Annotated in this window: 30 protein-coding genes and 1 pseudogene; 13 read left to right on the top strand and 18 right to left on the bottom strand. The window is 59.8% G+C overall.

Annotated elements, in window-relative coordinates; genetic code table 11:
- The first annotated feature begins 27 nt into the window (after positions 1-27).
- Both upp and LJX92_RS04450 read left to right on the top strand, forming a co-directional pair.
- Positions 28-666: a uracil phosphoribosyltransferase gene (upp, locus tag LJX92_RS04455; RefSeq protein WP_003188608.1), complete on the top strand. Its 639-nt coding sequence runs from the start codon at positions 28-30 to the stop codon at positions 664-666.
- Between the two features lie 2 nt (positions 667-668).
- On the top strand, positions 669-1943 hold the full coding sequence (locus LJX92_RS04450) for a uracil-xanthine permease family protein (protein WP_032877767.1): 1275 nt from the start codon (positions 669-671) through the stop codon (positions 1941-1943).
- A gap of 130 nt (positions 1944-2073) precedes the next feature.
- Here the strand turns inward: LJX92_RS04450 and hisC are convergent, their stop codons facing one another.
- The 10 genes from hisC to LJX92_RS04400 all read right to left on the bottom strand — a co-directional run bounded on the left by hisC (position 2074) and on the right by LJX92_RS04400 (position 10028).
- A complete protein-coding gene (gene hisC / locus LJX92_RS04445; protein WP_228309349.1) occupies positions 2074-3126 on the bottom strand; it encodes a histidinol-phosphate transaminase in 1053 nt (350 codons plus the stop codon).
- 3 nt (positions 3127-3129) lie between these two features.
- A complete protein-coding gene (gene hisD / locus LJX92_RS04440) occupies positions 3130-4446 on the bottom strand; it encodes a histidinol dehydrogenase (protein WP_003188601.1) in 1317 nt (438 codons plus the stop codon).
- A gap of 128 nt (positions 4447-4574) precedes the next feature.
- Positions 4575-5210 carry an ATP phosphoribosyltransferase gene (hisG, locus tag LJX92_RS04435; protein WP_003188599.1) on the bottom strand — a complete coding sequence of 212 codons (636 nt, stop codon included), beginning with the start codon at positions 5208-5210 and terminating at the stop codon, positions 4575-4577.
- 138 nt (positions 5211-5348) lie between these two features.
- Positions 5349-6614, bottom strand: a complete 1266-nt coding sequence (gene murA, locus LJX92_RS04430; protein WP_032877771.1) for a UDP-N-acetylglucosamine 1-carboxyvinyltransferase — start codon at positions 6612-6614, stop codon at positions 5349-5351.
- A gap of 23 nt (positions 6615-6637) precedes the next feature.
- Positions 6638-6877, bottom strand: a complete 240-nt coding sequence (locus tag LJX92_RS04425) for a BolA family protein (protein WP_003188597.1) — start codon at positions 6875-6877, stop codon at positions 6638-6640.
- Between the two features lie 116 nt (positions 6878-6993).
- A complete protein-coding gene (locus tag LJX92_RS04420) occupies positions 6994-7299 on the bottom strand; it encodes an STAS domain-containing protein (protein ID WP_005784859.1) in 306 nt (101 codons plus the stop codon).
- A complete protein-coding gene (locus LJX92_RS04415; RefSeq protein ID WP_032877773.1) occupies positions 7296-7943 on the bottom strand; it encodes an MlaC/ttg2D family ABC transporter substrate-binding protein in 648 nt (215 codons plus the stop codon). The genes LJX92_RS04420 and LJX92_RS04415 overlap by 4 nt, the downstream gene beginning before the upstream one ends.
- An 11-nt stretch (positions 7944-7954) precedes the next feature.
- Positions 7955-8422 (bottom strand): outer membrane lipid asymmetry maintenance protein MlaD, encoded by a 468-nt coding sequence (gene mlaD / locus LJX92_RS04410; protein ID WP_005784855.1) that lies wholly within the window; start codon positions 8420-8422, stop codon positions 7955-7957.
- Complete coding sequence (gene mlaE / locus LJX92_RS04405; protein ID WP_005784853.1) at positions 8422-9219, bottom strand: lipid asymmetry maintenance ABC transporter permease subunit MlaE; 798 nt, start codon at positions 9217-9219, stop codon at positions 8422-8424. Before mlaE ends, mlaD begins: the two co-directional genes overlap by 1 nt.
- Positions 9219-10028 carry an ATP-binding cassette domain-containing protein gene (locus LJX92_RS04400; RefSeq protein ID WP_228309348.1) on the bottom strand — a complete coding sequence of 270 codons (810 nt, stop codon included), beginning with the start codon at positions 10026-10028 and terminating at the stop codon, positions 9219-9221. Before LJX92_RS04400 ends, mlaE begins: the two co-directional genes overlap by 1 nt.
- A gap of 298 nt (positions 10029-10326) precedes the next feature.
- On the opposite strand from LJX92_RS04400, the gene LJX92_RS04395 reads away from it, so the two are divergent.
- From LJX92_RS04395 to LJX92_RS04350, 10 genes are all read left to right on the top strand, one after another.
- The gene (locus LJX92_RS04395) at positions 10327-11301 is read left to right on the top strand and encodes a KpsF/GutQ family sugar-phosphate isomerase (RefSeq protein ID WP_032877777.1); all 975 of its coding nucleotides are present in this window, start codon (positions 10327-10329) and stop codon (positions 11299-11301) included.
- The gene (locus LJX92_RS04390; RefSeq protein WP_005784847.1) at positions 11302-11826 is read left to right on the top strand and encodes a KdsC family phosphatase; all 525 of its coding nucleotides are present in this window, start codon (positions 11302-11304) and stop codon (positions 11824-11826) included.
- An 8-nt stretch (positions 11827-11834) separates the two neighbouring features.
- Positions 11835-12407, top strand: coding sequence for an LPS export ABC transporter periplasmic protein LptC (gene lptC, locus LJX92_RS04385; protein ID WP_228309347.1), 573 nt, complete (start codon positions 11835-11837; stop codon positions 12405-12407).
- A complete protein-coding gene (lptA, locus tag LJX92_RS04380; RefSeq protein WP_032877782.1) occupies positions 12394-12927 on the top strand; it encodes a lipopolysaccharide transport periplasmic protein LptA in 534 nt (177 codons plus the stop codon). Before lptC ends, lptA begins: the two co-directional genes overlap by 14 nt.
- Complete coding sequence (gene lptB / locus LJX92_RS04375; RefSeq protein ID WP_005784841.1) at positions 12927-13652, top strand: LPS export ABC transporter ATP-binding protein; 726 nt, start codon at positions 12927-12929, stop codon at positions 13650-13652. The genes lptA and lptB overlap by 1 nt, the downstream gene beginning before the upstream one ends.
- Positions 13653-13835: 183 nt before the next feature.
- Positions 13836-15329 carry an RNA polymerase factor sigma-54 gene (locus LJX92_RS04370; protein WP_005784839.1) on the top strand — a complete coding sequence of 498 codons (1494 nt, stop codon included), beginning with the start codon at positions 13836-13838 and terminating at the stop codon, positions 15327-15329.
- Between the two features lie 75 nt (positions 15330-15404).
- Complete coding sequence (gene hpf / locus LJX92_RS04365; RefSeq protein WP_003171804.1) at positions 15405-15710, top strand: ribosome hibernation-promoting factor, HPF/YfiA family; 306 nt, start codon at positions 15405-15407, stop codon at positions 15708-15710.
- 9 nt (positions 15711-15719) lie between these two features.
- The gene (ptsN, locus tag LJX92_RS04360) at positions 15720-16184 is read left to right on the top strand and encodes a PTS IIA-like nitrogen regulatory protein PtsN (protein WP_032877784.1); all 465 of its coding nucleotides are present in this window, start codon (positions 15720-15722) and stop codon (positions 16182-16184) included.
- Positions 16185-16186: 2 nt separating this feature from the next.
- The gene (rapZ, locus tag LJX92_RS04355; RefSeq protein ID WP_005784834.1) at positions 16187-17044 is read left to right on the top strand and encodes an RNase adapter RapZ; all 858 of its coding nucleotides are present in this window, start codon (positions 16187-16189) and stop codon (positions 17042-17044) included.
- A 16-nt stretch (positions 17045-17060) separates the two neighbouring features.
- On the top strand, positions 17061-17333 hold the full coding sequence (locus LJX92_RS04350) for an HPr family phosphocarrier protein (RefSeq protein WP_032877786.1): 273 nt from the start codon (positions 17061-17063) through the stop codon (positions 17331-17333).
- A gap of 24 nt (positions 17334-17357) precedes the next feature.
- Here the strand turns inward: LJX92_RS04350 and LJX92_RS04345 are convergent.
- The 6 genes and pseudogenes from LJX92_RS04345 to pmbA all read right to left on the bottom strand — a co-directional run.
- Positions 17358-18248, bottom strand: a pseudogene (locus LJX92_RS04345) (ZIP family metal transporter); the annotation flags it as partial.
- A gap of 32 nt (positions 18249-18280) precedes the next feature.
- A complete protein-coding gene (locus LJX92_RS04340; protein WP_032877788.1) occupies positions 18281-18892 on the bottom strand; it encodes a superoxide dismutase in 612 nt (203 codons plus the stop codon).
- 1 nt (position 18893) lies between these two features.
- On the bottom strand, positions 18894-19322 hold the full coding sequence (locus LJX92_RS04335) for a hypothetical protein (protein ID WP_005784824.1): 429 nt from the start codon (positions 19320-19322) through the stop codon (positions 18894-18896).
- 27 nt (positions 19323-19349) lie between these two features.
- Complete coding sequence (locus LJX92_RS04330; protein WP_078820293.1) at positions 19350-20726, bottom strand: class II fumarate hydratase; 1377 nt, start codon at positions 20724-20726, stop codon at positions 19350-19352.
- Positions 20719-21114 carry a FagA protein gene (locus tag LJX92_RS04325; protein WP_228309346.1) on the bottom strand — a complete coding sequence of 132 codons (396 nt, stop codon included), beginning with the start codon at positions 21112-21114 and terminating at the stop codon, positions 20719-20721. The genes LJX92_RS04330 and LJX92_RS04325 overlap by 8 nt, the downstream gene beginning before the upstream one ends.
- 147 nt (positions 21115-21261) lie before the next feature.
- Positions 21262-22608 carry a metalloprotease PmbA gene (gene pmbA, locus LJX92_RS04320; protein WP_005784818.1) on the bottom strand — a complete coding sequence of 449 codons (1347 nt, stop codon included), beginning with the start codon at positions 22606-22608 and terminating at the stop codon, positions 21262-21264.
- A 108-nt stretch (positions 22609-22716) separates the two neighbouring features.
- Between pmbA and yjgA the strand changes: the two genes are divergently transcribed.
- Positions 22717-23238 carry a ribosome biogenesis factor YjgA gene (gene yjgA / locus LJX92_RS04315; RefSeq protein WP_005784816.1) on the top strand — a complete coding sequence of 174 codons (522 nt, stop codon included), beginning with the start codon at positions 22717-22719 and terminating at the stop codon, positions 23236-23238.
- Positions 23239-23282: 44 nt separating this feature from the next.
- On the opposite strand, the gene tldD is transcribed toward yjgA, so the two are convergent.
- Positions 23283-24725, bottom strand: a complete 1443-nt coding sequence (tldD, locus tag LJX92_RS04310; protein WP_228309345.1) for a metalloprotease TldD — start codon at positions 24723-24725, stop codon at positions 23283-23285.
- Between the two features lie 16 nt (positions 24726-24741).
- A complete protein-coding gene (locus tag LJX92_RS04305; RefSeq protein ID WP_032877791.1) occupies positions 24742-25590 on the bottom strand; it encodes a carbon-nitrogen hydrolase family protein in 849 nt (282 codons plus the stop codon).
- Between the last annotated feature and the right edge of the window lie 38 nt (positions 25591-25628).

The raw sequence follows: 25628 nt of genomic DNA, 5'->3' as shown, positions 1-25628 counted from the left end.
TTTTTGCCCGCCGCCGGAGCCTTTCCCATGCCCACTCGCGAGATCCGCCACCCGCTGATCCGACACAAACTCGGCCTTATGCGCCGTGCCGACATTAGCACGAAGAATTTCCGTGAGCTTGCTCAGGAAGTCGGAGCGCTGCTGACTTACGAAGCCACCAAGGATTTACCCCTAGAAACCTACGAGATCCCCGGTTGGGCCGGTCCCGTACAAGTGGAAAAAATCGCCGGTAAGAAAATTACCGTCGTCCCTATCCTGCGCGCCGGTATCGGCATGCTCGAAGGTGTACTCAGCCTGATCCCGGGCGCCAAGGTCAGCGCCGTGGGCGTTGCCCGCAATGAAGAAACACTGCAGGCCCACACCTACCTGGAGAAGCTCGTTCCGGAAATCAACGAGCGCCTGGCCATGATCATCGACCCGATGCTCGCCACCGGTAGCTCCATGGTCGCGACCATCGACCTGCTGAAAAAAGCCGGCTGCCGGGACATCCGTGCCATGGTGCTGGTGGCCGCGCCCGAAGGCATCGCCGCCGTCGAGAAAGCCCATCCGGATGTGCAGATCTACACCGCATCCATTGATGAGCGCTTGAATGAACACGGCTACATCATCCCAGGCCTTGGCGATGCCGGTGACAAGATCTTCGGCACCAAGCAGAAGGACGCGTGAACATGCAGGATGAATTCAACGACCCGCTTTGGCGCCAGATCCTGTCTGGCGCACAGATGCTCTTCGTAGCATTTGGCGCGCTGGTGTTGATGCCGCTGATCACAGGTCTTGATCCAAACGTCGCACTGTTCACCGCCGGCCTGGGCACATTGCTGTTCCAGGTGGTGACAGGGCGGCAGGTGCCGGTATTTTTGGCATCGAGCTTCGCGTTTATCACCCCGATCATCCTCGCCAAAGGCCAATTCGGCCTGGCGGCGACCATGGGCGGGGTGATGGCGGCCGGTTTCGTCTATACGTTCCTGGGCCTGGCCGTGAAGGTCAAGGGCACCGGCTTTATCGATCGGCTGCTGCCACCGGTGGTCATCGGCCCGGTGATCATCTCGATCGGCCTGGCCATGGCGCCGATTGCCGCCAATATGGCCATGGGCAAGTCCGGCGACGGAGCCGAGTTGATCCATTACCAGACGGCGATGCTGATCTCGATGCCCGCACTGCTGACCACCTTGATCGTGGCCGTGTTCGGCAAAGGCATTTTCCGCCTGGTGCCGATCATCTCCGGCGTGCTGGTGGGCTTTGCCATGTCGTTCTACTTTGGCGTGGTCGACACCGCAAAGATCGCGGCTGCGCCGTGGTTCGCCCTGCCCCACTTTACCGCGCCGGAGTTCAACTGGCAGGCGATCCTGTTTATCGTCCCGGTGGCCCTGGCCCCGGCGATCGAACATATCGGCGGTGTGATTGCGGTGGGCAGCGTGACCGGTCGCGACTACCTGAAAAAGCCCGGCCTGCACCGCACCTTGCTGGGTGACGGTATCGCCACTACGGCTGCCGGCATGTTTGGCGGCCCGCCGAACACCACCTACGCCGAGGTGACCGGCGCAGTGATGCTGACCAAGAACTACAACCCGAAAATCATGACCTGGGCGGCAGTGTTTGCCATCAGCCTGGCGTTTATCGGCAAGTTCGGCGCACTGCTGCAGAGCATCCCCGTGCCAGTGATGGGCGGGATTCTGTGCCTGCTGTTCGGCTCGATTGCCGCGGTGGGGATGAACACGCTGATTCGCCACAGGATCGACCTGGGTGAAGCACGCAACCTGGTGATTGTGTCGGTAACCCTGGTATTCGGGATTGGCGGTGTGCTGGTCGGCACCGGCACCGGCCCGGACGATTTCGGCCTCAAGGGCATTGCCCTGTGTGCGGTGGTGGCGATTGGCTTGAACCTGCTGCTGCCGGGCAATGATGGCTGGAAGAACAAGAAGCCGGATGAGCCGCTTCTTTAACTAACGCCGCAAAATAGAATGTGGGAGGGGGCTTGCCCCCGATGACGGAGTGCCAGTCGACATCTAATCGACTGATCCACCGCTATCGGGAGCAAGCCCCCTCCCACATTTTTTTGATTTTCAGTGTGGCTTAGAGCTCGCCCAGGCCATCAACCAGCGCCTGGTTCTGCTCAGGCGTACCGATACTGATCCGCAGGAACTGGGCAATCCGCTCCTGCTTGAAGTGCCGCACGATAACCCCCTGCTCACGCAACCTGGCTGCCAATCCAGCAGCGTCATGCCGTGGGTGGCGCGCAAAGATGAAGTTCGCCGCCGAGGGCAACACTTCAAACCCTTTGCCTTCCAGTTGCGCGACCACCTTGTTGCGGCTGTCGATCACCATCTGGCAGGTCTGCTCGAAGTATTCACGGTCTTCGAACGCCGCCGCCGCGCCAACAATCGCCAATCTGTCCAGCGGGTAGGAGTTGAAGCTGTTCTTGACCCGCTCCAGCGCCTCGATCAGGTCCGGATGACCCACGGCCAGGCCCACACGCAAACCGGCCAGTGAGCGCGATTTGGACAGGGTCTGGGTCACCAGCAGGTTCGGGTAACGGTCCACCAGGCTGATGGCGGTTTCGCCACCGAAGTCGATGTAGGCTTCGTCGACCACCACCACCGAATCCGGGCTGGCCTTGAGGATCTGCTCCACCGCATCCAGCGCCAGTACGCAGCCGGTGGGTGCGTTAGGGTTGGGGAAGATGATCCCGCCGTTGGGCCTGGCATAGTCAGATGCGCGAATCTGGAACTGCTCGTCCAACGCCAGCGCGTCGTACTTGATGCCGTAGAGGCCACAGTACACGGGGTAAAAGCTGTAGCTGATATCCGGGAACAGCAGTGGCAGATCGTGCTGGAACAGGCCATGAAAGATGTGCGCCAGGACTTCATCGGAACCGTTGCCCAGGAATACCTTCCCGGCGTCGATTCCGTAATACCTGGCCACTGCCTGTTTAAGCAGGTCGCTGTTGGGGTCCGGGTACAGGCGCAAGTTGTCGTTCAACTCGGCCTGCATCGCTGCCAATGCCTTGGGCGATGGGCCGTATGGGTTTTCGTTGGTGTTGAGCTTGACCAGCTTGGTCAGCTTCGGTTGCTCACCGGGTACGTAAGGCACAAGGTCCTTGACGAAAGGGCTCCAGAATTTGCTCATGCCTTACTCTCCCTTGACGATGCGGTATTCAGCGCTGCGTGCGTGAGCGCTGAGGGATTCACCACGGGCCAGCACCGAGGCAGTCTTGCCCAGCTCGGAAGCACCTTGTGGCGAGCAGAAGATAATCGACGAACGCTTCTGGAAGTCATACACCCCCAGCGGCGATGAAAAACGCGCAGTGCCGGAGGTCGGCAACACGTGGTTAGGCCCGGCGCAGTAGTCGCCCAGGGCTTCGCTGGTGTGACGCCCCATGAAGATCGCACCGGCGTGACGAATCGACGGCAACCAGGCCTGTGGATCCGCTACGGACAGCTCCAGGTGTTCCGGCGCGATGCGGTTGGCCACTTCGATGGCTTGCTCCATATCACGCACCAGAATCAGGGCGCCGCGGCCATTGATCGACTTCTCGATGATTTCGGCACGCTCCATGGTCGGCAGCAGCTTATTGATGCTGGCGGCGACCTTGTCGAGGAACTCGGCATCGGGGCTGACCAGGATCGCCTGGGCATCTTCGTCGTGCTCAGCCTGGGAGAACAGGTCCATGGCGATCCAGTCCGGATCGGTCTGGCCGTCACACACCACCAGAATTTCCGAAGGGCCGGCGATCATGTCGATGCCGACCTGGCCGAACACATGGCGCTTGGCGGTGGCGACGTAGATGTTGCCTGGGCCAACAACCTTGTCGACCTTCGGCACGCTTTCGGTGCCATAGGCCAAGGCCGCGACGGCCTGGGCGCCACCGATGGTGAACACGCGGTCGACACCCGCGATGCAGGCGGCAGCCAGCACCAGCTCGTTGATTTCACCACGAGGGGTCGGCACCACCATGACCACTTCAGTGACGCCCGCCACTTTGGCCGGAATCGCGTTCATTAACACGGACGACGGATAAGAGGCTTTACCGCCCGGCACGTAAAGGCCGGCACGGTCCAACGGCGTGACCTTCTGGCCCAGTACGGTGCCATCGGCTTCGGTGTAGCTCCAGGAGTCCTGCTTCTGCTTTTCGTGGTAGCTGCGTACCCGCGCCGCTGCGACTTCCAGGGCTTCGCGCTGGGGCGCGGTGATACGCGTCAGGGCCAGCTCAAGGCGCTCGCGGGGCAGGATCAGGTCCGCCATCGACTTGACGTCCAGGCCGTCGAACTGACGGGTGAAGTCCACCAGCGCCGCATCACCGCGCTCGCGCACGGCCTTGATAATGTCGAGCACCCGCTGGTTGACCGAATCGTCGGACACGCTTTCCCAGCTCAGCAGATGATCCAGATGATGGGCGAAATCCGGGTCGGCAGCGTTGAGTCGGGCAATTGCAGTGGACGTGGTCATAGCGAGGGCCTCAATAGAATTGGCAAAAACTCAGGCGCCCTAAACTAGCAGTCGTTTCCGCTTGGGCACCTGAGAATTCTGGCTATGAGGCGGATAGACGGGCGCAGCCTTTGGGCTACGCGGGTGAGTCAACCGCGGTGTCGAGACTCCACTGCCTTGCGCAGGGTGTCGATCAACGCCTGGATACGGGCGTGTTGCATCTTCATAGAAGCTTTGTTGACGATCAGGCGAGAGCTGATGTCGGCGATGAAATCCTGTGGCTCCAAACCGTTGGCGCGCAGGGTGTTGCCGGTGTCGACCACGTCGATGATCTTGTCGGCCAGGCCGATCAGCGGTGCCAGCTCCATCGAGCCGTAGAGCTTGATGATATCGACCTGGCGGCCCTGTTCGGCGTAGTAGCGCTTGGCGACGTTGACGAACTTGGTCGCCACCCGCAGGCGGCCCTTGGGCTCGACATCACCGACACGGCCAGCGGTCATCAACTTGCACAGGGCGATACGCAGGTCCAGTGGCTCATACAAGCCCTGGCCACCGTATTCCATCAGCACATCCTTACCCGCGACACCGAGGTCGGCGGCACCATGTTCAACGTAGGTCGGCACGTCGGTAGCCCGCACGATCAGCAGGCGAACGTCGTCCTGGGTCGTGGGGATGATCAGCTTGCGGCTCTTGTCCGGATTCTCGGTCGGCACGATGCCCGCTTCAGCCAGAAGCGGCAACGTGTCGTCAAGGATGCGGCCCTTGGACAGTGCGATGGTCAACATGGGAACGTCAGTCCTTCATCAGGCTATTGCTGTCCGGTCACAAACAGTGCCAGACACAGATCGAGGCCATGACAGCCTCGATTTGAAACAAACCAGTGTGTAGGAGCGAGCTTGCTCACCCCTACAGGGCAGTGGGGGTTAGCCCGGTACGCGGCGGATCTTCGCGCCGAGCATCTGCAGTTTTTCTTCGATACACTCGTAGCCACGGTCTATGTGGTAGATGCGATCGATCAGGGTGTCGCCTTCGGCGCACAGTGCCGAGATTACCAGGCTGGCGGAAGCACGCAGGTCGGTAGCCATTACTGGCGCGCCCTTGAGCTTGTCGATGCCGGTGACGATGGCGGTATTGCCTTCGACCTGGATCTTGGCGCCCATGCGGTGCAATTCATACACATGCATGAAGCGGTTTTCGAAGATGGTCTCGATCACGGCACCGGTGCCTTCGGCAATGGCGTTCAGGGAGATGAACTGCGCTTGCATGTCGGTCGGGAACGCCGGATACGGAGCAGTACGCACATTGACGGCTTTTGGCCGCTTGCCGTGCATGTTCAGCTCGATCCAGTCTTCGCCGGTGGTGATCTCTGCGCCGGCTTCCTTGAGTTTTTCCAGGACGGCTTCAAGGATGGTCGGATCGGTGTCCTTGACCTTCACGCGGCCACCGGTCACAGCAGCGGCAACCAGGTAGGTACCGGTCTCGATGCGGTCAGGCATGACTTTGTAGGTGGCGGTGTGCAGACGCTTTACACCATCAATAGTGATGGTGTCAGTGCCAGCACCGGAAACCTTCGCGCCCATGGCGTTCAGGAAATTGGCCAGGTCGACCACTTCCGGCTCACGCGCAGCGTTTTGCAGCACGCTGCGGCCGTTGGCCAAGGCAGCGGCCATCATGATGTTTTCGGTACCGGTCACACTGACGGTATCAAAGAAGAAGTTCGCGCCACGCAGGCCGCCTTCCGGCGCCTTGGCCTTGATGTAGCCGCCTTCGACGTCGATGACTGCGCCCATGGCCTCAAGGCCACGGATGTGCAGGTCGACCGGACGCGAACCAATGGCGCAACCGCCAGGCAAGGCCACTTCGGCTTCGCCGAAACGAGCAACCATCGGGCCCAGCACCAGGATCGACGCACGCATGGTTTTCACCAGTTCGTACGGTGCGATCAGGGTCTTGATGGTGCGCGGGTCGATTTCGACGGCCAGCTTCTCGTCGATCACCGGCTCAATGCCCATGCGGCCGAACAGCTCGATCATGGTGGTAATGTCGTGCAGGTGCGGCAGGTTGGCTACAGTCACCGGGCCATCGCACAGCAGGGTCGCTGCCAGGATCGGCAAGGCGGAGTTTTTCGCACCGGAAATGCGGATCTCGCCATCAAGGCGGGCACCGCCGGTAATAATCAATTTATCCATAAGAATCTCGACGCCTTGGGGGCTCAGGTGCGCTCGGCCCAGGCCGCGCGGCTGAAAAATTTCATAGTGACCGCATGGATGCTGCCATCGGTGATCCATGGGTTCAAATGGGCATAGATCTGCTGCTGACGCTTGACCGGGCTCAATGCCGCCAGTTCATCGCTAATCACGTTCAGCTGGAAATTGCAGCCTTCGCCTTCAACTTCAACAGTCGTTTCCGGCAGCTTTCCTTCAAGGAAGCTCTTAACTTCTAGGGCCTGCATGCTCAACCTCTATCGGCGCCCAGTGCGCACGGGTCGCACATCATACAAAAAAGCCCCGCGCCTGCGAACCCCGCATAGCAGGACTCTGACGGGGGGGCTTTTCTGATAAATGTGTATTAAGGGTGTGCCAACAGCTCGGTCAGGCCGGAAACCTCGGCAATCTCGCGCATGTCTTCAGGCAAGGCACGGATACTGAGCGGCTTTTTTGCTGCTTCGGCATCGCGCATGAAGCACAGCAGCAACGACAGACCGACGCTGCTGGACTTGGTCACCGCCGAACAGTCAACCACCAGCGCAGGCGCATTGCTGGCCTTGATCAGTGCCTGGCCCTGCTTGCGCAGGTCAGGCCCGGTACGGTAATCGAGCACGCCGCTGAGCAACAGCTCGCCGGCGTCGCCGATACGAACAGCCGCCTCGGTCATTGCGCAGGCTTCCCGGCAGCTTTGTCGGTTTCTTCCTTGGCCTTGGCCACTTCACCGGCCCAACCATTGATGGTCTTGTCCAGGTTATTGCCATTGCGCTGCATCGCATCGGCGAACTGGTCACGGAACAGCTTGCCTATGTTGATGCCGTTGATGACCACGTTGCGCAGCTTCCATTCACCGTTGATTTTCGTCAGGGTGTAGGACACCGGATAGATCGCGCCATTGCTGCCCGAGACTTTCATTCCGACCTCGGCACGGTCGCCCGACTCCTCCCTGGCAGGGTCAACGACGATGCCCTGGTTGTTGTATTCCAGCAGAGCGTTGCCGTAAAACTGGAACAGACCACGCTTGAAGTTTTCCTGGAACGTCTGCATCTGCGCCGGGGTTGCCTTGCGCGAATACTTGACCGTCATGATGCTTTTGGAAATACCTTCGGCATCGACCACCGGGCCAACAATCGTGTTGAGTGCTTCGTAGAACCTGGAAGGGTCTTGCTTGTACTGCTCTTTGTTGGCCTTCAGGTCGGCCAGCATCCTGCTGGTCGTGTCCTGCACCAAATCGTGCGCAGAACCTGCCGCATTGGCCATCAGCGGCAACGCTGCAAGCAGTACCAGCAGGCCACGTCGCAAGGTAGAGATCATGAACAGATTCCTCATTTAGCGTCTTTATTGACCGTATTGAGCAGGAATTTACCGATCAGGTCTTCAAGTACCAACGACGACTGTGTGTCGTGGATTGTAGAGCCATCCTTGAGCAAGGCTGTTTCCCCGCCCACGCTGACACCGATGTATTTCTCGCCCAGTAGCCCCGCAGTGAGGATAGATGCCGTGGAGTCGGTCGGCAGGTTATCTACCTTCTTGTCCACCTGCATGGTCACTCGCCCGGTGAAGCTGTCGCGGTCCAGATCGATTGCCGTGACCTTGCCGATGGTAACGCCGGCCATGGTCACTTTGGCTCTGACCGTCAAACCGGCGATATTGTCGAAATACGCGTAAAGTTTATAGGTATCGGCGGTGGGGCTGGCCGACAGGCCGCTGACTCGCAGGGCCAACAACAGTAAAGCCAGGATGCCAGCCAGCAAGAAAAGGCCGACACCGATCTCCACAGTGCGGTTTTGCATCAGAAATCTCCAAACATCAAGGCGGTCAAAATGAAGTCAAGGCCCAGTACCGCCAGCGAGGCGTACACAACGGTCTTGGTAGTGGCACGACTGATCCCTTCTGAGGTGGGCTCGCAGTCATAGCCTTGGAATACGGCAATCCACGTCACCACAAAGGCAAAGACAATGCTCTTTATGATGCCGTTGAGCACGTCACCGGTGAAGGTCACGCTGTTTTGCATGTTGGCCCAGTAGGAACCGTCATAGACGCCCAACCAGTCAACCGCCACCCACGAACCGCCCCAGATACCCACCACGCTGAAAATCATCGCCAGCAATGGCAGGGAAATAAAGCCGGCCCACAGGCGCGGGGCAACAATGTACTTGAGCGGGTCCACACCGATCATTTCCAGGCTGGACAGTTGCTCGGTGGACTTCATGTTGCCGATTTCGGCGGTCAGCGCCGAACCTGCACGCCCCGCGAACAGCAAGGCAGTGACCACCGGGCCGAGCTCACGCAGCAGGGTCAAGGCCACCATCTGGCCTACCGCCTGCTCCGAGCCGTAGCTGGACAGGATGTTGAAGCCCTGCAGCGCCAGCACCATGCCGATGAACACCCCGGAGACCACAATGATCACCAGGGACATCACACCCACTGCGTGCAGCTGCTTGAGCAGCAGGCCGAAGCCCCCGCCGATGCCGCCGCGGCCCAGCAAGGCGTGGAACAGGAAAATGGTCGAACGCCCCAGGACTTCGATGATGTCGATGCCCGAGCGACCGAAAAGGCGAACCTTTTCGATAAGAGATGTCTTGCGCATCAGCGCTTCCTCAGAAGATCTGAGCGGTAGTCCGCTGCCGGAAAGTGAAAAGGCACCGGGCCATCGGGATCGCCGGTCATGAATTGGCGGATACGCGGGTTATCGGCGTTCATCAGCTCTTCAGGCGTACCCTGCCCCAGCACCTGGCCATCACCCACTACGTACAGGTAGTCGGCGATGCTCGCGGTTTCGGCCAGATCGTGAGACACCACGATGCTGGTGATTCCCAATGCATCATTGAGCAGGCGGATCAGGCGCACCAGCACACCCATGGCGATCGGGTCCTGACCCACGAATGGCTCGTCGTACATAAGGATCTGCGGGTCGAGGGCAATGGCCCGCGCCAGGGCGACACGGCGCTTCATACCGCCGGACAATTCGTCCGGCATCAGGTCGATGGCACCGCGAAGGCCAACGGCCTGCAGCTTCAGCAACACAATGTCACGAATCATTTCATCGGACAGCTGGGTATGCACCCGCAGCGGGAAGGCTACGTTTTCGAAAACATCGAGGTCGGTAAACAGCGCACCGCTCTGGAACAGCACGCCCATATGCTTGCGCGCATCGAACAGATCGCTGCGCGACAGCGTCGGCAGGTTCTGGCCGTTGACCCACACTTCGCCGGCACTGGGGCGCAATTGCATGCCCATCAGGCGCAACAGGGTGGTCTTGCCGCAACCGGAAGGCCCCATGATGCCCGTGACCTTGCCGCGAGGAATGCGAATATCGACGTTATTGAAGATGCTGCGCGAACCGCGCTTGAAGGTAAGGCCCTTCAGCTCGACCGCGTAGGCGTTATCGGCACTCATCTAATCTCCTTGGGATGCAGCCTTTCACTCAGACACCATGTGTGCGACTTTGGTTTGCAACGGATGCGCAATAATTAGGCACATGGGTTGGGCGGACCGAACTGGCGGCGAACTATATCACCGCTGGTGCGGCGCCCCCAAGGCCGGAACAGCGCTCGTTCAGATTTAGGACAGGGAATAACCGTTACCGAAGGTGATTGGCTGGAACTTCGCGCACAAAGCCTGACGAACTTACGTGAGGGAATTGATCATTACCGCTATAATCGCCGCCTTTTCGTCAGGCTATACGATTTCAGACATGAGCCAATCCAGCGAACTTGTTCAATCCGCACAACGCACTATCCGCCTAGAGCTTGAAGCCGTAGAAGGCTTGCTGGCCCATATCAACGCGGATTTCGTGCGCGCCTGCGAGATGATCCTGGCCAGCAAGGGCCGCGTTGTCGTGGTCGGCATGGGTAAATCCGGCCACATCGGCAACAAGATCGCCGCCACCCTTGCAAGCACCGGGACCACCGCTTTTTTCGTGCATCCGGCCGAAGCCAGCCACGGCGACATGGGCATGATCACCAAGGATGACGTGATTCTGGCGCTGTCCAATTCCGGCACCACCAACGAAATCGTGACCCTGTTGCCGTTGATCAAGCGCCTGGGCATCCAGATGATCAGCCTCACGGGCAACCCGGAATCGACCCTGGCCAAGGCCGCCGACGTCAACCTCAACGTGCACGTGGCCCATGAGGCCTGCCCGTTGAACCTGGCACCGACTTCCTCCACCACCGCCGCACTGGTCATGGGCGATGCCCTGGCGGTGGCGCTGCTGGAGGCCCGTGGGTTTACTGCAGAAGACTTCGCATTTTCCCATCCAGGCGGTGCCCTCGGCCGTCGCTTGCTGCTGAAAGTGGAAAATGTCATGCATTCGGGCGCCGAACTGCCAAGCGTTCCACGCGGTACCCTGCTCAGGGATGCGCTGATGGAAATGACCCGCAAGGGCCTGGGCATGACGGCAATCCTGGAGACCGACGGACGCTTGGCCGGGATATTCACCGACGGTGATCTGCGCCGTACCCTGGACCGCACCATTGATATTCACACCGCCACCATCGACGCGGTGATGACACCCCACGGCAAGACCGCCCGCGCTGAAATGCTCGCGGCTGAAGCGCTGAAAATCATGGAAGACCACCGGATCGGCGCGCTGATCGTCGTCGATAACGATGATCGACCGATCGGAGCCCTTAACCTTGGCGACTTGCTGCGCGCAGGAGTGATGTAAATGACCAGCGATCTGTTGCAACGCGGTAAAAACATCAAGCTGGCGATTTTCGACGTAGACGGCGTGCTGACCGACGGCCGCCTGTACTTTCTCGAAGACGGCAGCGAATTCAAGACATTCAATACGCTCGATGGCCAGGGCATCAAGATGTTGATGGCGGCGGGTGTGCAAACGGCGATTATCAGTGGTCGAAAGACGCCGGTTGTGGAACGCCGCGCACAAAACCTCGGAATTGCTCACCTGTATCAGGGCCGCGAGGATAAACTGGTGGTGCTGGACGAGCTTCTTGGCCAACTCAACCTAAGCTATGAACAAGTCGCCTATCTGGGTGACGACCTGCCCGACCTGCCGGTGATTCGCCGGGTGGGCCTGGGCATGGCGGTCGCGAATGCCGCGGCGTTTGTGCGCGAACACGCCCATGGCATCACCACCGCCCGTGGCGGCGAAGGTGCTGCCCGCGAGTTCTGCGAGTTGATCCTGCGTGCCCAGGGCAGCCTTGAAGCGGCCCACGCCGCCTACCTATAGAGCGTTATATGCTGAGCAAAAAGATTCGCAACTTCCTGCTATTCGGGGTCATTGCCGCGCTGTTCCTGGCGGTGGGCTACTGGAATATCAGCCCGGAGCGCTTTCTCGACAAGCCTGTTGCGCAGGTTGACGAAGGTGTTATCGACTATTACGCCACCAACGCCTACAGCATTCAGTTCCTGCCAGACGGCAAGGTGCAGTATGAAATGACGTCGGACAAGGTCGAGCACTTGAAGGTAGCCGATGTCAGCCTGCTGACCAACCCGAACCTGAATCTGTATCGCGGTACCGAATTTCCCTGGCACGTGACCAGCAAGCGTGGCGAGGTGAACTCGGACGGCACCGAAGTTGAACTGATCGACTCGGTACGCGTCGCACGTACAGACGCGCAGAACCGCGACACCATCATTACCAGCAGTCGCATGACGGTATTCCCACAGAAGCAATATGCGCAGACCGAGCAAGACGTTAGAATCGACGGCGCTGGCGGTGTATCGACTGGCAAGGGAATGAAAGCGTATTTGAAAGAAAGCAGGATACACCTGCTATCGAACGTAAGAGGACAGTATGAGGCTCGTTAAAACCCTCCCTATTTTGCTCGGTCTGGGCGCAGCACTGGGAAGCGTGAGCGCCTGGGCTCTGCCGAACGATAGCCAGCAACCGATCCACATCTCGGCTGACGATGCGCAGCTCGATGACAAGCAAGGTGTCGCGACCTACAAGGGCGACGTAATCATCACTCAAGGTTCGATGAAGATTACCGGCAATACCGTCACCCTGACCCGCACCCCGGCCGGCGATATCGACGTCGTGACCTCGGTGGGCAACCTTGCCTATTTCGAACAGAAGCAAAACGCCGCCGATCCAGGCCCGATCAAAGGCTACGGCGTAACCATCCAGTACCACGCGCCGCAGAACCGCATCGTACTGACTGACCGCGCCAAAGTGATCAGCAGCGACGGCAACTCGACCGAAGGCGAGAAAATCGTCTACGACACCGTCAAGCAGGTCGCCACTGCTGGCCGCGCCAATGGCACCAAGGTCACCGCGCCACGTCCGCGCATTGACATGGTTATCCAGCCGAAGAAGAAGGCCCAGTAATGGCAACCCTGAAAGCCCAGCATCTGGCCAAGGCCTATAAAAGCCGCCAGGTGGTACGTGATGTCAGCCTGTCGATCGACAGCGGCCAGATCGTCGGCTTGCTCGGCCCCAACGGTGCCGGCAAGACCACCTGCTTCTATATGATCGTCGGGCTGGTCCAGGCGGATCAGGGTCGCGTATTGATCGACGACCTGGACGTCAGCCACCAGCCCATGCACGGTCGTGCACGCGCCGGTATCGGTTATCTGCCCCAGGAAGCGTCGATCTTCCGCAAACTGTCGGTAGCCGACAACATCATGGCGATCCTCGAGACCCGCAAGGAACTCGACCGCGACGGCCGCCGCAAAGAGCTGGAAAGCCTGTTGCAGGAGTTCCACATCAACCATATTCGCGACAACCTCGGCATGAGCCTGTCCGGTGGTGAGCGCCGCCGCGTGGAAATCGCCCGCGCCCTGGCCACCGCACCGAAGTTCATCCTGCTGGATGAGCCGTTTGCCGGCGTTGACCCGATTTCGGTCGGCGATATCAAGCAGATCATTCACCACCTCAAGGCCAAGGGTATTGGCGTGCTGATCACCGACCACAACGTCCGTGAGACGCTGGATATCTGTGAAACCGCCTATATCGTCAACGATGGTCAGTTGATTGCTGAAGGCGACGCCGAGACCATCCTGGCCAATGAACTGGTCAAGGAAGTTTATCTGGGTCACGAGTTCCGCCTGTAGACGGAGTGGTATCGCGCCTTTCGCCGGAGCGCGCAGGAGTCAATAGAAACCTTGGTTTTTTTATTGTTACCGCGCTCTAGGCAAAGGCCCTGATATCAGGCATATAATTTGCTTATGTTGGCGCTCACGCGCCCTGTCGTGGATGGCGCATTGCGCCGGCGAATAAGGTGTTAAGCCCCTGCCATGAAACCATCGCTAGTCCTGAGAATGGGCCAGCAGCTGACGATGACACCGCAGCTGCAACAGGCCATCCGCCTGCTCCAATTGTCGACCCTGGACCTGCAGCAGGAAATCCAGGAGGCCCTGGAGTCCAATCCGATGCTCGAACGCCAGGAAGAAGGCGACGACTTCGACAATGCCGACCCACTGGCCGACAACATCGAGCAAAAACCCAATCCCGACGTGCAGGAACCCTCCTACCAGGAAACCGCCCCTACGGTGGACAACCTGGAAGAAGGCGAATGGAACGAACGCATTCCCAACGAGCTTCCCGTGGATACCGCATGGGAAGACGTTTACCAGACCAGCGCCAGCAGCCTGCCGAGCAATGATGATGACGAGTGGGACTTCACCACCCGCACCTCGGCCGGCGAGAGCCTGCAGAGCCACTTGCTGTGGCAACTCAACCTGGCGCCGATGTCGGACACTGATCGCCTGATCGCAGTTACGCTCATCGATTGCATCAATAACCAGGGTTACCTGGACGAAACCCTCGACGAGATCCTCGAAGCCTTCGACCCGGAACTGGACATCGAGCTGGACGAAATCGAAGCCGTCCTGCACCGCATCCAGCAATTCGAGCCCGCCGGCATCGGCGCCCGCACGCTCAGCGAGTGCCTGTTGCTGCAACTGCGCCAGTTGCCTGCCAAGACGCCATGGCTCGCCGAGGCCCAGCGCCTGGTCAGCGACTACATCGATCTGCTGGGTAGCCGCGACTATAGCCAGTTGATGCGCCGCATGAAGCTCAAGGAAGACGACTTGCGCCAGGTCATCGAGTTGGTGCAAAGCCTCAACCCGCGCCCCGGTTCGCAGATTGAATCCAGCGAAGCCGAATACGTGGTTCCCGACGTGATCGTGCGCAAGGACAACGAGCGCTGGCTGGTGGAGTTGAACCAGGAATCGGTGCCACGGCTGCGGGTCAACCCGCAATACGCAGGTTTTGTGCGCCGCGCCGATACCAGCGCCGACAATACCTTCATGCGCAACCAGTTGCAGGAAGCGCGATGGTTCATCAAGAGCCTGCAAAGCCGCAACGAAACCCTGATGAAAGTCGCCACCCAGATCGTCGAGCACCAGCGCGGGTTCCTGGAATACGGGGACGAAGCCATGAAGCCTCTGGTGCTGCACGATATCGCCGAAGCGGTAGGCATGCATGAATCGACAATTTCCCGGGTAACCACGCAAAAATTCATGCATACCCCGCGCGGTATTTATGAGCTGAAATACTTTTTCTCCAGCCACGTCAGCACCTCCGAAGGCGGCGAATGCTCGTCCACGGCGATCCGCGCGATCATCAAAAAACTGGTTGCCGCGGAAAATCAGAAAAAGCCGTTGAGTGACAGCAAGATCGCTGGTTTACTGGAGGCACAAGGCATTCAGGTCGCCCGTCGAACCGTCGCCAAGTACCGTGAGTCCCTTGGGATCGCGCCTTCCAGCGAGCGTAAGCGGTTGATGTGACGGGCGGGCCACAGCGTTCCAGTGGTGGGTATTCCTGCCCACCGCTTTATGCACTGGCAACGAAGGAGAAGCTGTATGCAAGTCAACATCAGTGGACACCAGCTGGAAGTCACCAAGCCCCTGCGTGAATACACCGAGAGCAAGCTGAACAAGCTTGCGGGGCATTTTGACAAGATCACCAACGTGCAGGTCATCATGGAGGTCGATAAGCTCAAGCAGAAAATCGAGGCCACCCTGCACGTACCGAATGCCAAGCTCGTCGCCAATGCGGAACACGAAGACATGTACGCGGCGATTGACTCGCTCTACGACAAGCTCGACCGCCAACTCATAAAGCATAAGGAAAAGAATCTGCACCTGATGCAAGGTACAGGTCGTTAACCCTCCCCCATGATCCAACTTCAAACCATCCTGACCCCCGGCCGTTCCCTTGTGAACGTGCCGGGCGGCAGTAAAAAGCGCGCCCTGGAACAAATTGCCAACCTGATCAGCAGCCAAGTGCCTGAGCTGGAGATGCAAGATGTTTTCGAGGCTCTGATTGCCCGTGAAAAACTCGGCTCCACCGGTTTTGGCAACGGCATCGCTATTCCTCACTGCCGTCTCGAAGGCTGCCAGACCCCGGTCAGCGCCTTGCTACACCTGGAAAAACCCATCGACTTCGACGCCATCGACGGTGCTCCGGTTGACCTGCTGTTCGTGCTGCTGGTCCCGCAAGCCGCCACCGATGCGCACCTGGAACTGCTCCGGCAGATAGCCAGTATGCTCGACCGTAAGGAAGTACGTGACAAGTTGCGCAGTGCCAGCAGCAACGAGGCGCTGTATCAGGTCGTCCTGGATGAACAAAACGGGCAGTAATCATGCGTTTGATCATCGTCAGCGGCCGCTCCGGCTCAGGTAAAAGCACCGCCCTCAATGTGCTTGAGGACAACGGCTTCTATTGCATCGACAACCTGCCGGCCGGCCTGCTGCCGGAGTTGGCGGAGCGCGCCCTTATCCACACCGAGCTGGCGCAGCCGCTGGTCGCTGTGTCGATCGACGCCCGCAACCTGCCCAGCCACCTCTCGCGGTTCCCGGAACTGCTCGAAGAAGTGCGCGCCAAGCACATTCATTGCGATGTGCTGTACCTGGATGCCGATGAAGAAACCCTGCTCAAGCGTTTCTCCGAAACCCGTCGACGCCACCCGCTCAGCAGCGCCAACCGCTCCCTGGCCGAAGCCATTGAAGACGAGACCAAACTGCTGGGGCCGATCATTGATCTGGCCGACCTGAAGATCAACACCACCAGCCTGAACCTGTACCAGTTGCGTGACGCGATCAAGTTGCGCCTGCTGAATCAGCCCGAGCCGGGCACGGCGTTCCTGGTCGAGTCGTTTGGCTTCAAGCGTGGCATGCCGGTCGATGCCGACCTGGTGTTCGATGTGCGCTGCCTGCCCAACCCTTACTGGAAGCCGGAATTGCGCGATCAGTCGGGGCTGGATCAGCCCGTCGCCGACTACCTTGCCGCGCAGCCGGATGTGGAAGAGATGTTCCAGGACATCTCCAGCTACCTGCTTAAATGGTTGCCGCGTTTTGCCGCGAGCAATCGGGCGTATGTCACCATTGCCATTGGCTGCACGGGTGGCCATCACCGCTCGGTTTACCTGACTGAGCGGCTGGGCCAGGTGCTGCAACAAACCCTCAAGAATGTCCAGGTTCGCCACCGCGACCTAAGCTGAAAGGAACACCTGCGCGATGCCCGCTCTGGAAATTGAAATCATCAACAAGCTGGGCCTGCACGCCCGGGCGTCGGCAAAGTTCGTCGGCGTGGCCGGAAAGTTTCCCTGCCAGATCCGCGCCGGGCGCACACCGGAGTCCATGGTCGATGGCAAGAGCATCATGGCGATGATGATGCTGGCAGCCGGCAAGGGCACCACGATTCATCTGCACACTGCAGGCGAGCAAGAGCAGGAAGCGATGGCGGCGTTGGTTGAGCTGATCAACAACAAATTCGATGAAGGCGAATAACCGCCGATACGAGAGCTGGCTTCTGCCCAACGCCGTATCCATCACCATCATCAGGCAAAACCCGATACACAACCCCAGGCTGGCGAGCTTTTCGTGACCGTTGCGACGCGATTCGGGGATGACTTCATGGGTCACTACCAACAACATCGCACCGGCGGCCAGCGCCAGCCCCAACGGCAGCAACACCTCAGCCAGGCTCACCAGCCAGGCGCAGAGCACCGCAAATACCGGTTCAACCAATCCTGATGCGGCGCCGATCAGGAACGCCTTGATCCGCGACATCCCCGCCCCAGCCAATACCAGCGCGATCACCAGGCCCTCGGGTACATCCTGCAAGGCAATGCCCATGGCGAGACTGTCAGCATCCGCCATCCCTCCTCCCGCGGAGACGCCCACTGCCATGCCTTCGGGAATGTTGTGCGCAATGATGGCGAATACAAACAGCCAGATGCGCGGCGGGATCACCGGCTTATCCGGCGTCCCCACCAGCATCTCCGGGCTGGCGCCGGAGACCTTGCGATCCACCAGATACAACCCGAATGCGCCCAGCATGATGCCGAAGCTGATCAGCCCACCCGCACCCCACGGCGAAAGGCCCAGGCCTTCAGCCGCGGCGATACCCGGCACGACCAGGGAAAAAGCGGTCGCTGCGAGCATCACACCTGCACCGAAGCCCAGCAAGGTGTCGCTCAACGCTACCGGCATCCGCCGTATCACCAGGACCGGCACCGCGCCCAGCGCCGTGCCGAGCGCGCAAATCGCGCCGCCCTGCAACGCGCGCAGGATACGCGGCTCAAGGTCCAACCAGGCCAGCCCATGGGCCACCAGCAACGCAGTCCCTGCCAATAACAGCAGTGAACCGAACGCATAACGGAACATTCGCACGCTGCTGATCGCCAGTGTTTCAGTGCCCATAGTCGCCCTTAGATCTTGTTTTAGAGTGAATGTCAGGCCAAGGCGGCCTGGTAGCGGGCAGCAACTTCCGGCCAGTTAATTACGCTGTAGAACGCATTGATGTATTCAGGGCGACGGTTCTGGTAACGCAAATAGTAGGCATGTTCCCAGACGTCCAGACCGAGGATTGGCGTGTTGCCGCTCATCAGCGGGCTGTCCTGGTTGCCGCTGCTTTCCACGACCAGCGTGTTTTGCGGGGTGACACTCAACCAGGCCCAGCCACTGCCGAAGCGGGTCAGCGCAGCCTTGGTGAATGCCTCTTTGAAACTGTCAAAACCGCCCAATTGCTCATCGATAGCCTTGCCCAGCGTGCCTTCGGGCTTACCGCCCCCTGTAGGTGACATGACCGCCCAGAACAACGAATGGTTTGCATGGCCGCCTCCTTGATTGACCACGGCAACGCGTAATTTCTCCGGTAATTTCTGCACGCTGGACACCAGCTTCTCCACCGGCCAACCGGCGAATTCCGTGCCCTCCACGGCAGCATTCAGATTATTGATGTAAGTCTGGTGATGCTTGGTGTAGTGAATCTCCATGGTTTGCGCGTCGATATGCGGCTCAAGGGCGTCATAGGCGTAAGGCAGGGCCGGCAGGGTGTAAGTCATATCAATGTGCTCCATAGTGAGACGAGGTCGACTGCGGCGCAGCATCGCCCAGCAACCGGTGGGTGCGGGGGTACTCGCCGTGATCGCTGATGAAATTCAACAGCTCGACGTAGGTCTTGCTGCTCTGGCGCAACGCCGCCTCGCGCAACTGCGGGTTAAGGCGCGGGTCCTGCATGGTCTGCAACAATCGCTGGTGAATGGCGCAGAGGTATTCCGCGCTTTCCTCAGGTTGATTCAGGCGCAAGTGCAGGTCCGCCAGGTTGTGATGAGAAATGACGCAGGCCGCCACTGCTTCGTCGGCATCCGCCCAGCGTTCGAACAACACTTGGGCCAGGGCCAGGGCTTGCAGATAGGCCTCGCGGGCATCCACCAGCTCGCCCGCCATAAAGCAGCGATTGGCCCGTTCGATCGTACGTTTCCAGTGCTCCATGGTGAGCCTCCAAAGCAGGGTGGTTAATTACACGCCGCCAGCCGTGAGCTTTTCCGGGTCCAGCAGGACTTCCAGTTGGCTGCGCGGCAGGTCGGTGTGCTCAAGGGCGACATCGATGACCGGGCGGCCTTGCTGGTAAGCCTTCTTGGCAATTTCAGCGGCCTTCTGGTAACCAATGATCGGGTTAAGGGCGGTGACCAGGATCGGGTTGCGCGACAGTGCTTCTTTGAGCTTGGCTTCGTTGACCTTGAAGCTGGCAATGGCCTTGTCCGCCAGCAAACGACTGGAGTTGGCCAGCAACTCAAGGCTGCTGAGCAGGTTCTGGGCGATGATCGGCAACATCACGTTCAGCTCGAAGTTGCCCGATTGACCCGCAACTGTGATGACGGTGTCATTGCCGATGACCTGCGCGGCGACCATCGCCGTGGCTTCCGGGATCACAGGGTTGACTTTGCCGGGCATGATCGACGAGCCCGGCTGCAAGCCCTCCAGCTCGATTTCACCGAGGCCGGCCAAGGGGCCGGAGTTCATCCAGCGCAGGTCGTTGGCAATCTTCATCAGCGATACAGCCGTGGCCTTCAACTGGCCGGAAACTGCGACGGCAGTGTCCTGGGAGCCAATCAATGCAAAAAGGTCCTTGCCGGGCGTGAACTTCACCCCGGTCAAATGGCTCAGTTGCTGGCTGAAACGCCCGGCAAATTCAGGATGCGCGTTGATCCCGGTGCCCACCGCTGTGCCGCCCTGGGCCAGTGCCTGCAAGGCCGGAAGCAGGTCCTGCAAGTGCCCGATATTGGCCTTGAGCTGCTGCGCCCAGCCATGGAGCACCTGGCTCATGCGCACCGGCATGGCGTCCATCAAGTGGGTACGACCGGTCTTGATGAACGGATGCACCTCTTCAGCCTTCTGCTCGATCACCTGCACCAGGTGCAGCAGGGCTGGCAGCGTTTGCTCATGCAGTACCAAGGCGGCGCTGACGTGAATGGTGGTGGGGATAATGTCGTTGCTGCTTTGGCCACAGTTGACGTGATCGTTAGGGTTGACCACCTCGCCAAGCAAACGACTGGCAAGGGTCGCAATCACTTCATTGGCGTTCATGTTGGAGCTGGTGCCGGAACCGGTCTGGAAGATATCCACCGGGAAGTGCTGCATGTAGTCACCTTCGAGCAAGCCTTGGGCGGCATCGACAATGGCCTTGCCCTGCCCTTCGCTGATCTGCTTGAGGTCGACGTTGACCTTGGCCGCGGCTGTCTTGGCCAGGATCAGGGCGCGGATGAATTGCGCCGGCATACGCTGATGGCTGATCGGGAAGTTGTTCACCGCTCGCTGGGTTTGCGCGCCATACAACGCGTCTTGCGGCACATGCAGTTCGCCCATGCTGTCGCGTTCGATACGGGTATTACTCATCATTAGATTCTTGCACCAAGTCAGAAACGGAAATCGAAGGCAGTAATTCACAGGTCGCCAACTGCCAGGCAAAGGTCTGCCAGCGCTTGAGGCGGCAGGCACACTGGGAGAGTTTTTCCAGGTCGCGCAGCGGGCGCCACGCTTGGTCCAGGCACATCGAACGCCAATGCCAGGGCAGCGCGATATCGCTGGCGGTGTCGATCAGCAGGCGGAATGAAGTTTCGGCGATCGTCCACGGATGGGTCGCGGTGCAACAGGCCAGGTATCGACCTTCATTGAGGTAATGTTCGATCAGGCGAGGTTCATTGGGATCGAGGCCACAGCGAATCTGGCGGCTCATCCAGCGCCAGCTTTCCAGATACGGATCCTCATGCAGGACAGAACTCATGATCCACACTCATTCGGTAATGATATTTATTATTAAATGATATTGAGAATCAAAACAAGAGTGCCCGATTAATACCTCTGTGACATGGGCAATAAAAAAGGCGCGCCATCCTTGGGATGGCGCGCCTTTCCTTGAGTACCGGAGAGGTTAGCTACCGGCGACCGTCATCCGCTCGATCAGCACAGACCCCGTGCGGATATTGCTGCGCAACTCCAGATCATTACCCACAGCGACAATTTGCTTGAACATATCGCGCATGTTGCCGGCGATCGTCACTTCCTGGACGGCGAATTGAATTTCGCCATTTTCCACCCAGAAACCTGCCGCGCCCCGGGAGTAATCACCGGTGACCATATTCAGGCCCTGGCCCATCAACTCAGTCACCAGCAAGCCACGCCCCATGCGTCGCAGCAATGCAGCCTGGTCTTCGTCACCATGGGTCACGAACAGGTTATGCACGCCACCGGAGTTGGCGGTACTCGGCAGGCCAAGCTTGCGACCGGCATAGGTACCCAACACATACGAGACCAGCTCACCATTTTCGACAAACGGCTTGGCATAGGTCGCCAGGCCATCACCGTCGAACGACGAACTGCCCATCGCACGCATCAAATGCGGGCGCTCATCGATGGTCAACCACTCAGGAAACAGCTTTTGGCCGATTGCGCCTTCAAGGAATGACGATTTTCGATAGAGGTTGCCACCGGAAATCGCCCCCAGGAAGCTACCGAACAAACCACCGGCCAGTTCCGCAGAAAACAGCACCGGCACTTCGCACGTCGGCACCGGGCGCGCGCCCAGGCGACTGGCGGCACGCTGTGCAGCCCGTTGGCCAATGCTGACGGGGTCTGCCAACAAATCACCCTGGCGGTTCACGTCGTACCAGTAGTCACGCTGCATCTGGCCGTTGGCTTCGGCGATCATCACGCAACTGAGGCTGTGACGTGTGGACGCATAACCGCCGATAAAACCATGGCTGTTGCCGTACACACGGCAGCCCTGGTGAGTGCTCAGCGTGGTGCCATCAGCATTCTTGATCCGAGGGTCGGTATCGAAAGCCGCCGCTTCGCAGATCAGCGCTTGTTCAATGGCTTGCTCCGGGGTGATGTCCCAGGCGTGGAACAGGTCGAAATCCTGCACATCCCTGGCCATCAGCGCCTTGTCGGCCAGCCCCGAGCTTTCATCCTCGGAGGTGTGCTTGGCAATCGCCAACGCAGCGGCGACGGTCTCGCGAATCGCTTCCGGGCCGCTGGCCGAGGTGCTGGCCGAGCCTTTGCGCTGGCCTGCGTACAAGGTGATGCCGAACCCCTGGTCGCGGTTGAACTCGACCGTTTCCACTTCCCGCTGGCGCACCGAAGTCGACAGCCCCTGCTCCAGCGACACCGCCACTTCACAGGCGCTGGCCCCCTGGCGCTTGGCCTCGGCGAGGATCTGCTCGACTTGTTCCTGCAGTGCCGGTAACGCTTGCGGACCGACGCTTTGGGCTGCACTCATGGTTTTCTCCACTCAAATTCTGCTTTCGGTTAAGGCCATCGAGCGACCGGGCCGGACAAGCGGCCCCCGACTGGTTATCATGGCGGCGTTTCTTTGCGGACTGCCACCATGGTTGATTCTTACGACGACTCCCTCGATGGGGAGAAAAGCAAAACCCAGGTCAAACGCGAGCTGCATGCTCTGGTTGACCTCGGCGAGCGCCTTACAACGCTCAAAAAAGATTTGATTGCCAAACTGCCATTGACCGACGAAATGCGCCGGGCCCTGGCTGATGCGCCCAAGCACACCGCGAATATCGCGCGCAAACGGCACATCTCGTTTATCGGCAAACTGATGCGCGATCAGGACATTGACGCCATTCTGACCTTGCTTGATCAAACCGATGCCTCCACTCGCCAGTACAACGAACGCTTCCATAACCTGGAACGTTGGCGTGACCGCCTGATCGCGGGCGATGACGCCGTGCTGGAGAAATTCGTGATGGACTACCCGGATGCGGACCGCCAGCAATTGCGCTCCCTGATCCGTCAGGCCCAGCACGAGCAGGCGCACAACAAAGCGCCGGCCACCAGCCGTAAAATCTTCAAGTACATCCGTGAGCTGGACGAGACTCAACGCGGCCTGCGCTGATCCTCTTCCACGGGTGGCGGCCTTCGCCACCCGAAGCTCCGTCCTTACGACCCCGTGCCACCCACGGTGATCGCATCAATTTTCAGGGTTGGCTGCCCCACGCCTACCGGCACTGACTGCCCATCCTTCCCGCATGTGCCCACGCCGCTGTCCAGCGACAGGTCGTTACCGACCATCGACACCTTGCTCATGGCCTCCGGCCCGTTACCAATCAAGGTCGCCCCTTTGACCGGCGCGGTAATCTTGCCGTCTTCGATCAGGTACGCCTCGCTGGTGGAGAACACGAACTTGCCGCTGGTGATGTCGACCTGGCCACCGCCCAGATTGGCGCAATAGATGCCGCGTTTCACCGAGGCGATGATTTCCGCCGGATCGCTTTCGCCACCGAGCATGTAGGTATTGGTCATGCGTGGCATCGGCAAATGCGCGTAGGACTCACGACGGCCGTTACCGGTGCGCGCCACGCCCATCAGGCGAGCGTTGAGCTTGTCTTGCATATAGCCCTTGAGCACGCCGTTTTCGATCAGGGTGGTGCATTCGGTCGGCGTGCCTTCGTCATCGACGCTCAGCGAACCACGGCGCCCGGCCAGCGTGCCGTCGTCCACGATGGTGCACAGCTTGGACGCAACCATCTCGCCCATTCGCCCGCTGTAGGCCGAACTGCCCTTGCGGTTGAAGTCGCCTTCCAGCCCGTGGCCGACGGCTTCGTGGAGCAACACGCCGGACCAACCCGAGCCCAGCACCACCGGCAAGGTACCCGCCGGTGCAGGGATGGCTTCGAGGTTGACCAGCGCCTGGCGCAGCGCTTCACGGGCATAACCCATGGCACGGTCATCGGTGAGGAAATAGCGGTAGTCGGTACGCCCGCCGCCGCCATGGCCACCGCGTTCGCGGCGACCGTTCTGCTCGACGATCACACTCACGTTGAAACGCACCAGCGGCCGTAGATCCGCCGCCAGCCCGCCGTCGGTGGAGGCAACGAGGATGCGCTCCCACACACCGGCCATGCTTACGGTAACCTGCTGGATACGGGGATCCAAGGCACGAGTAGCGGCGTCGATACGTTTCAGCAGCTCGACTTTTTCCGCACGGCTGATCACTTCCAGGGGGTTATCCGGCGCATACAACTGAGCCACGTCCTGGGTGCTGAACGCCTGCACCGTGCCATTTTGTCCAGCGCGGGAGATCGAGCGCGCAGCACGTGCTGCCAGGCCCAGCGCCTCCAGGGTGATCGCATTGCTGTAGGCAAAACCCGTTTTTTCACCAGACTGGGCACGCACGCCCACTCCCTGGTCGAGGTTGAAACTGCCTTCCTTGACGATGCCGTCTTCCAGGGCCCAGGACTCGGAAATCTGCCCCTGGAAATACAGGTCAGCCGCGTCAATGCCTGGCCCGGCGAGATCGCCCAGCACGGTTTGCAAACTTTCGATGGTCACGCCACCGGGTGCCAGGAGGTGTTCACTGACTGAGGACAACAACTCGCTCATAGGTTTGGCCTTAAATTCATCGTTCTGAAGCAGGCCGCTGCGCGCCCTGCGAGAAAAAGCGCCGGTGGTTCGCCACCGGCATGCGCGTCCGTATCGACGCTTGTTCACCGCTATCGCGTTCGGCCAGTAGCACCGCTTCGCCTTGATCCTGTTGCGCCAGCACCCGCCCCCAAGGGTCGATGATTGCCGCGTGGCCAAAGGTTTCCCGTGGGCCTGGGTGCACACCGCCTTGAGCCGCTGCCAGCAGGTAGCACTGGGTTTCAATGGCCCGCGCCCGAATCAGCACATCCCAATGGGCGGCCCCAGTCACCGCCGTAAAGGCCGAGGGCGCGGTAATCAATTCAGCCCCCGCAGCGCGTAATTCGCTGTACAGCTCGGGAAAGCGCAAGTCATAGCACACCGTCAGCCCCACGCGGCCCACTGGCGTATCCGCCACCACTACATTGCTTCCAAAAGCATAGTCGTCGGATTCGCGGTAGCGACCGCGAGCATCCGCTACGTCCACATCAAACAAGTGGAGCTTGTCATAGCGAGCGACGATTTCACCCTGATCATTGATCAGCAGCGAGCAAGCGTTGGCCTTGGCGTGGGGATGGTCCCTGGGCGGCAGCGGCAACGTGCCGGCCACTATCCATAAGGTGAGGTCGCGGGCAGCCTGTTTCAACCATGGCAGGATCGGGCCTTCACCGAATGCTTCGGCGCGGCCAATGTCGGCCACGTCACGGCGTCCCATGGCGGCGAAGTTCTCCGGCAAAACCGCGAGTTTCGCGCCGTTTGCCGCCGCCTGCTCCAGCAGGCGGCGTGCCTGGGCGAGGTTGGCCAGCACGTCGCTCTGGCTGACCATTTGGATTACTGCAAAGGACATGGGCCGACACTCCAGACAGGGCATGGGGCCATGCTACT

It is taken from the genome of Pseudomonas sp. HN8-3, assembly GCF_020790195.1.
In the GTDB taxonomy this organism is placed as follows: Bacteria; Pseudomonadota; Gammaproteobacteria; order Pseudomonadales; family Pseudomonadaceae; genus Aquipseudomonas; species Aquipseudomonas synxantha_A.
This window is presented reverse-complemented; position numbering and strand designations above follow the sequence as displayed.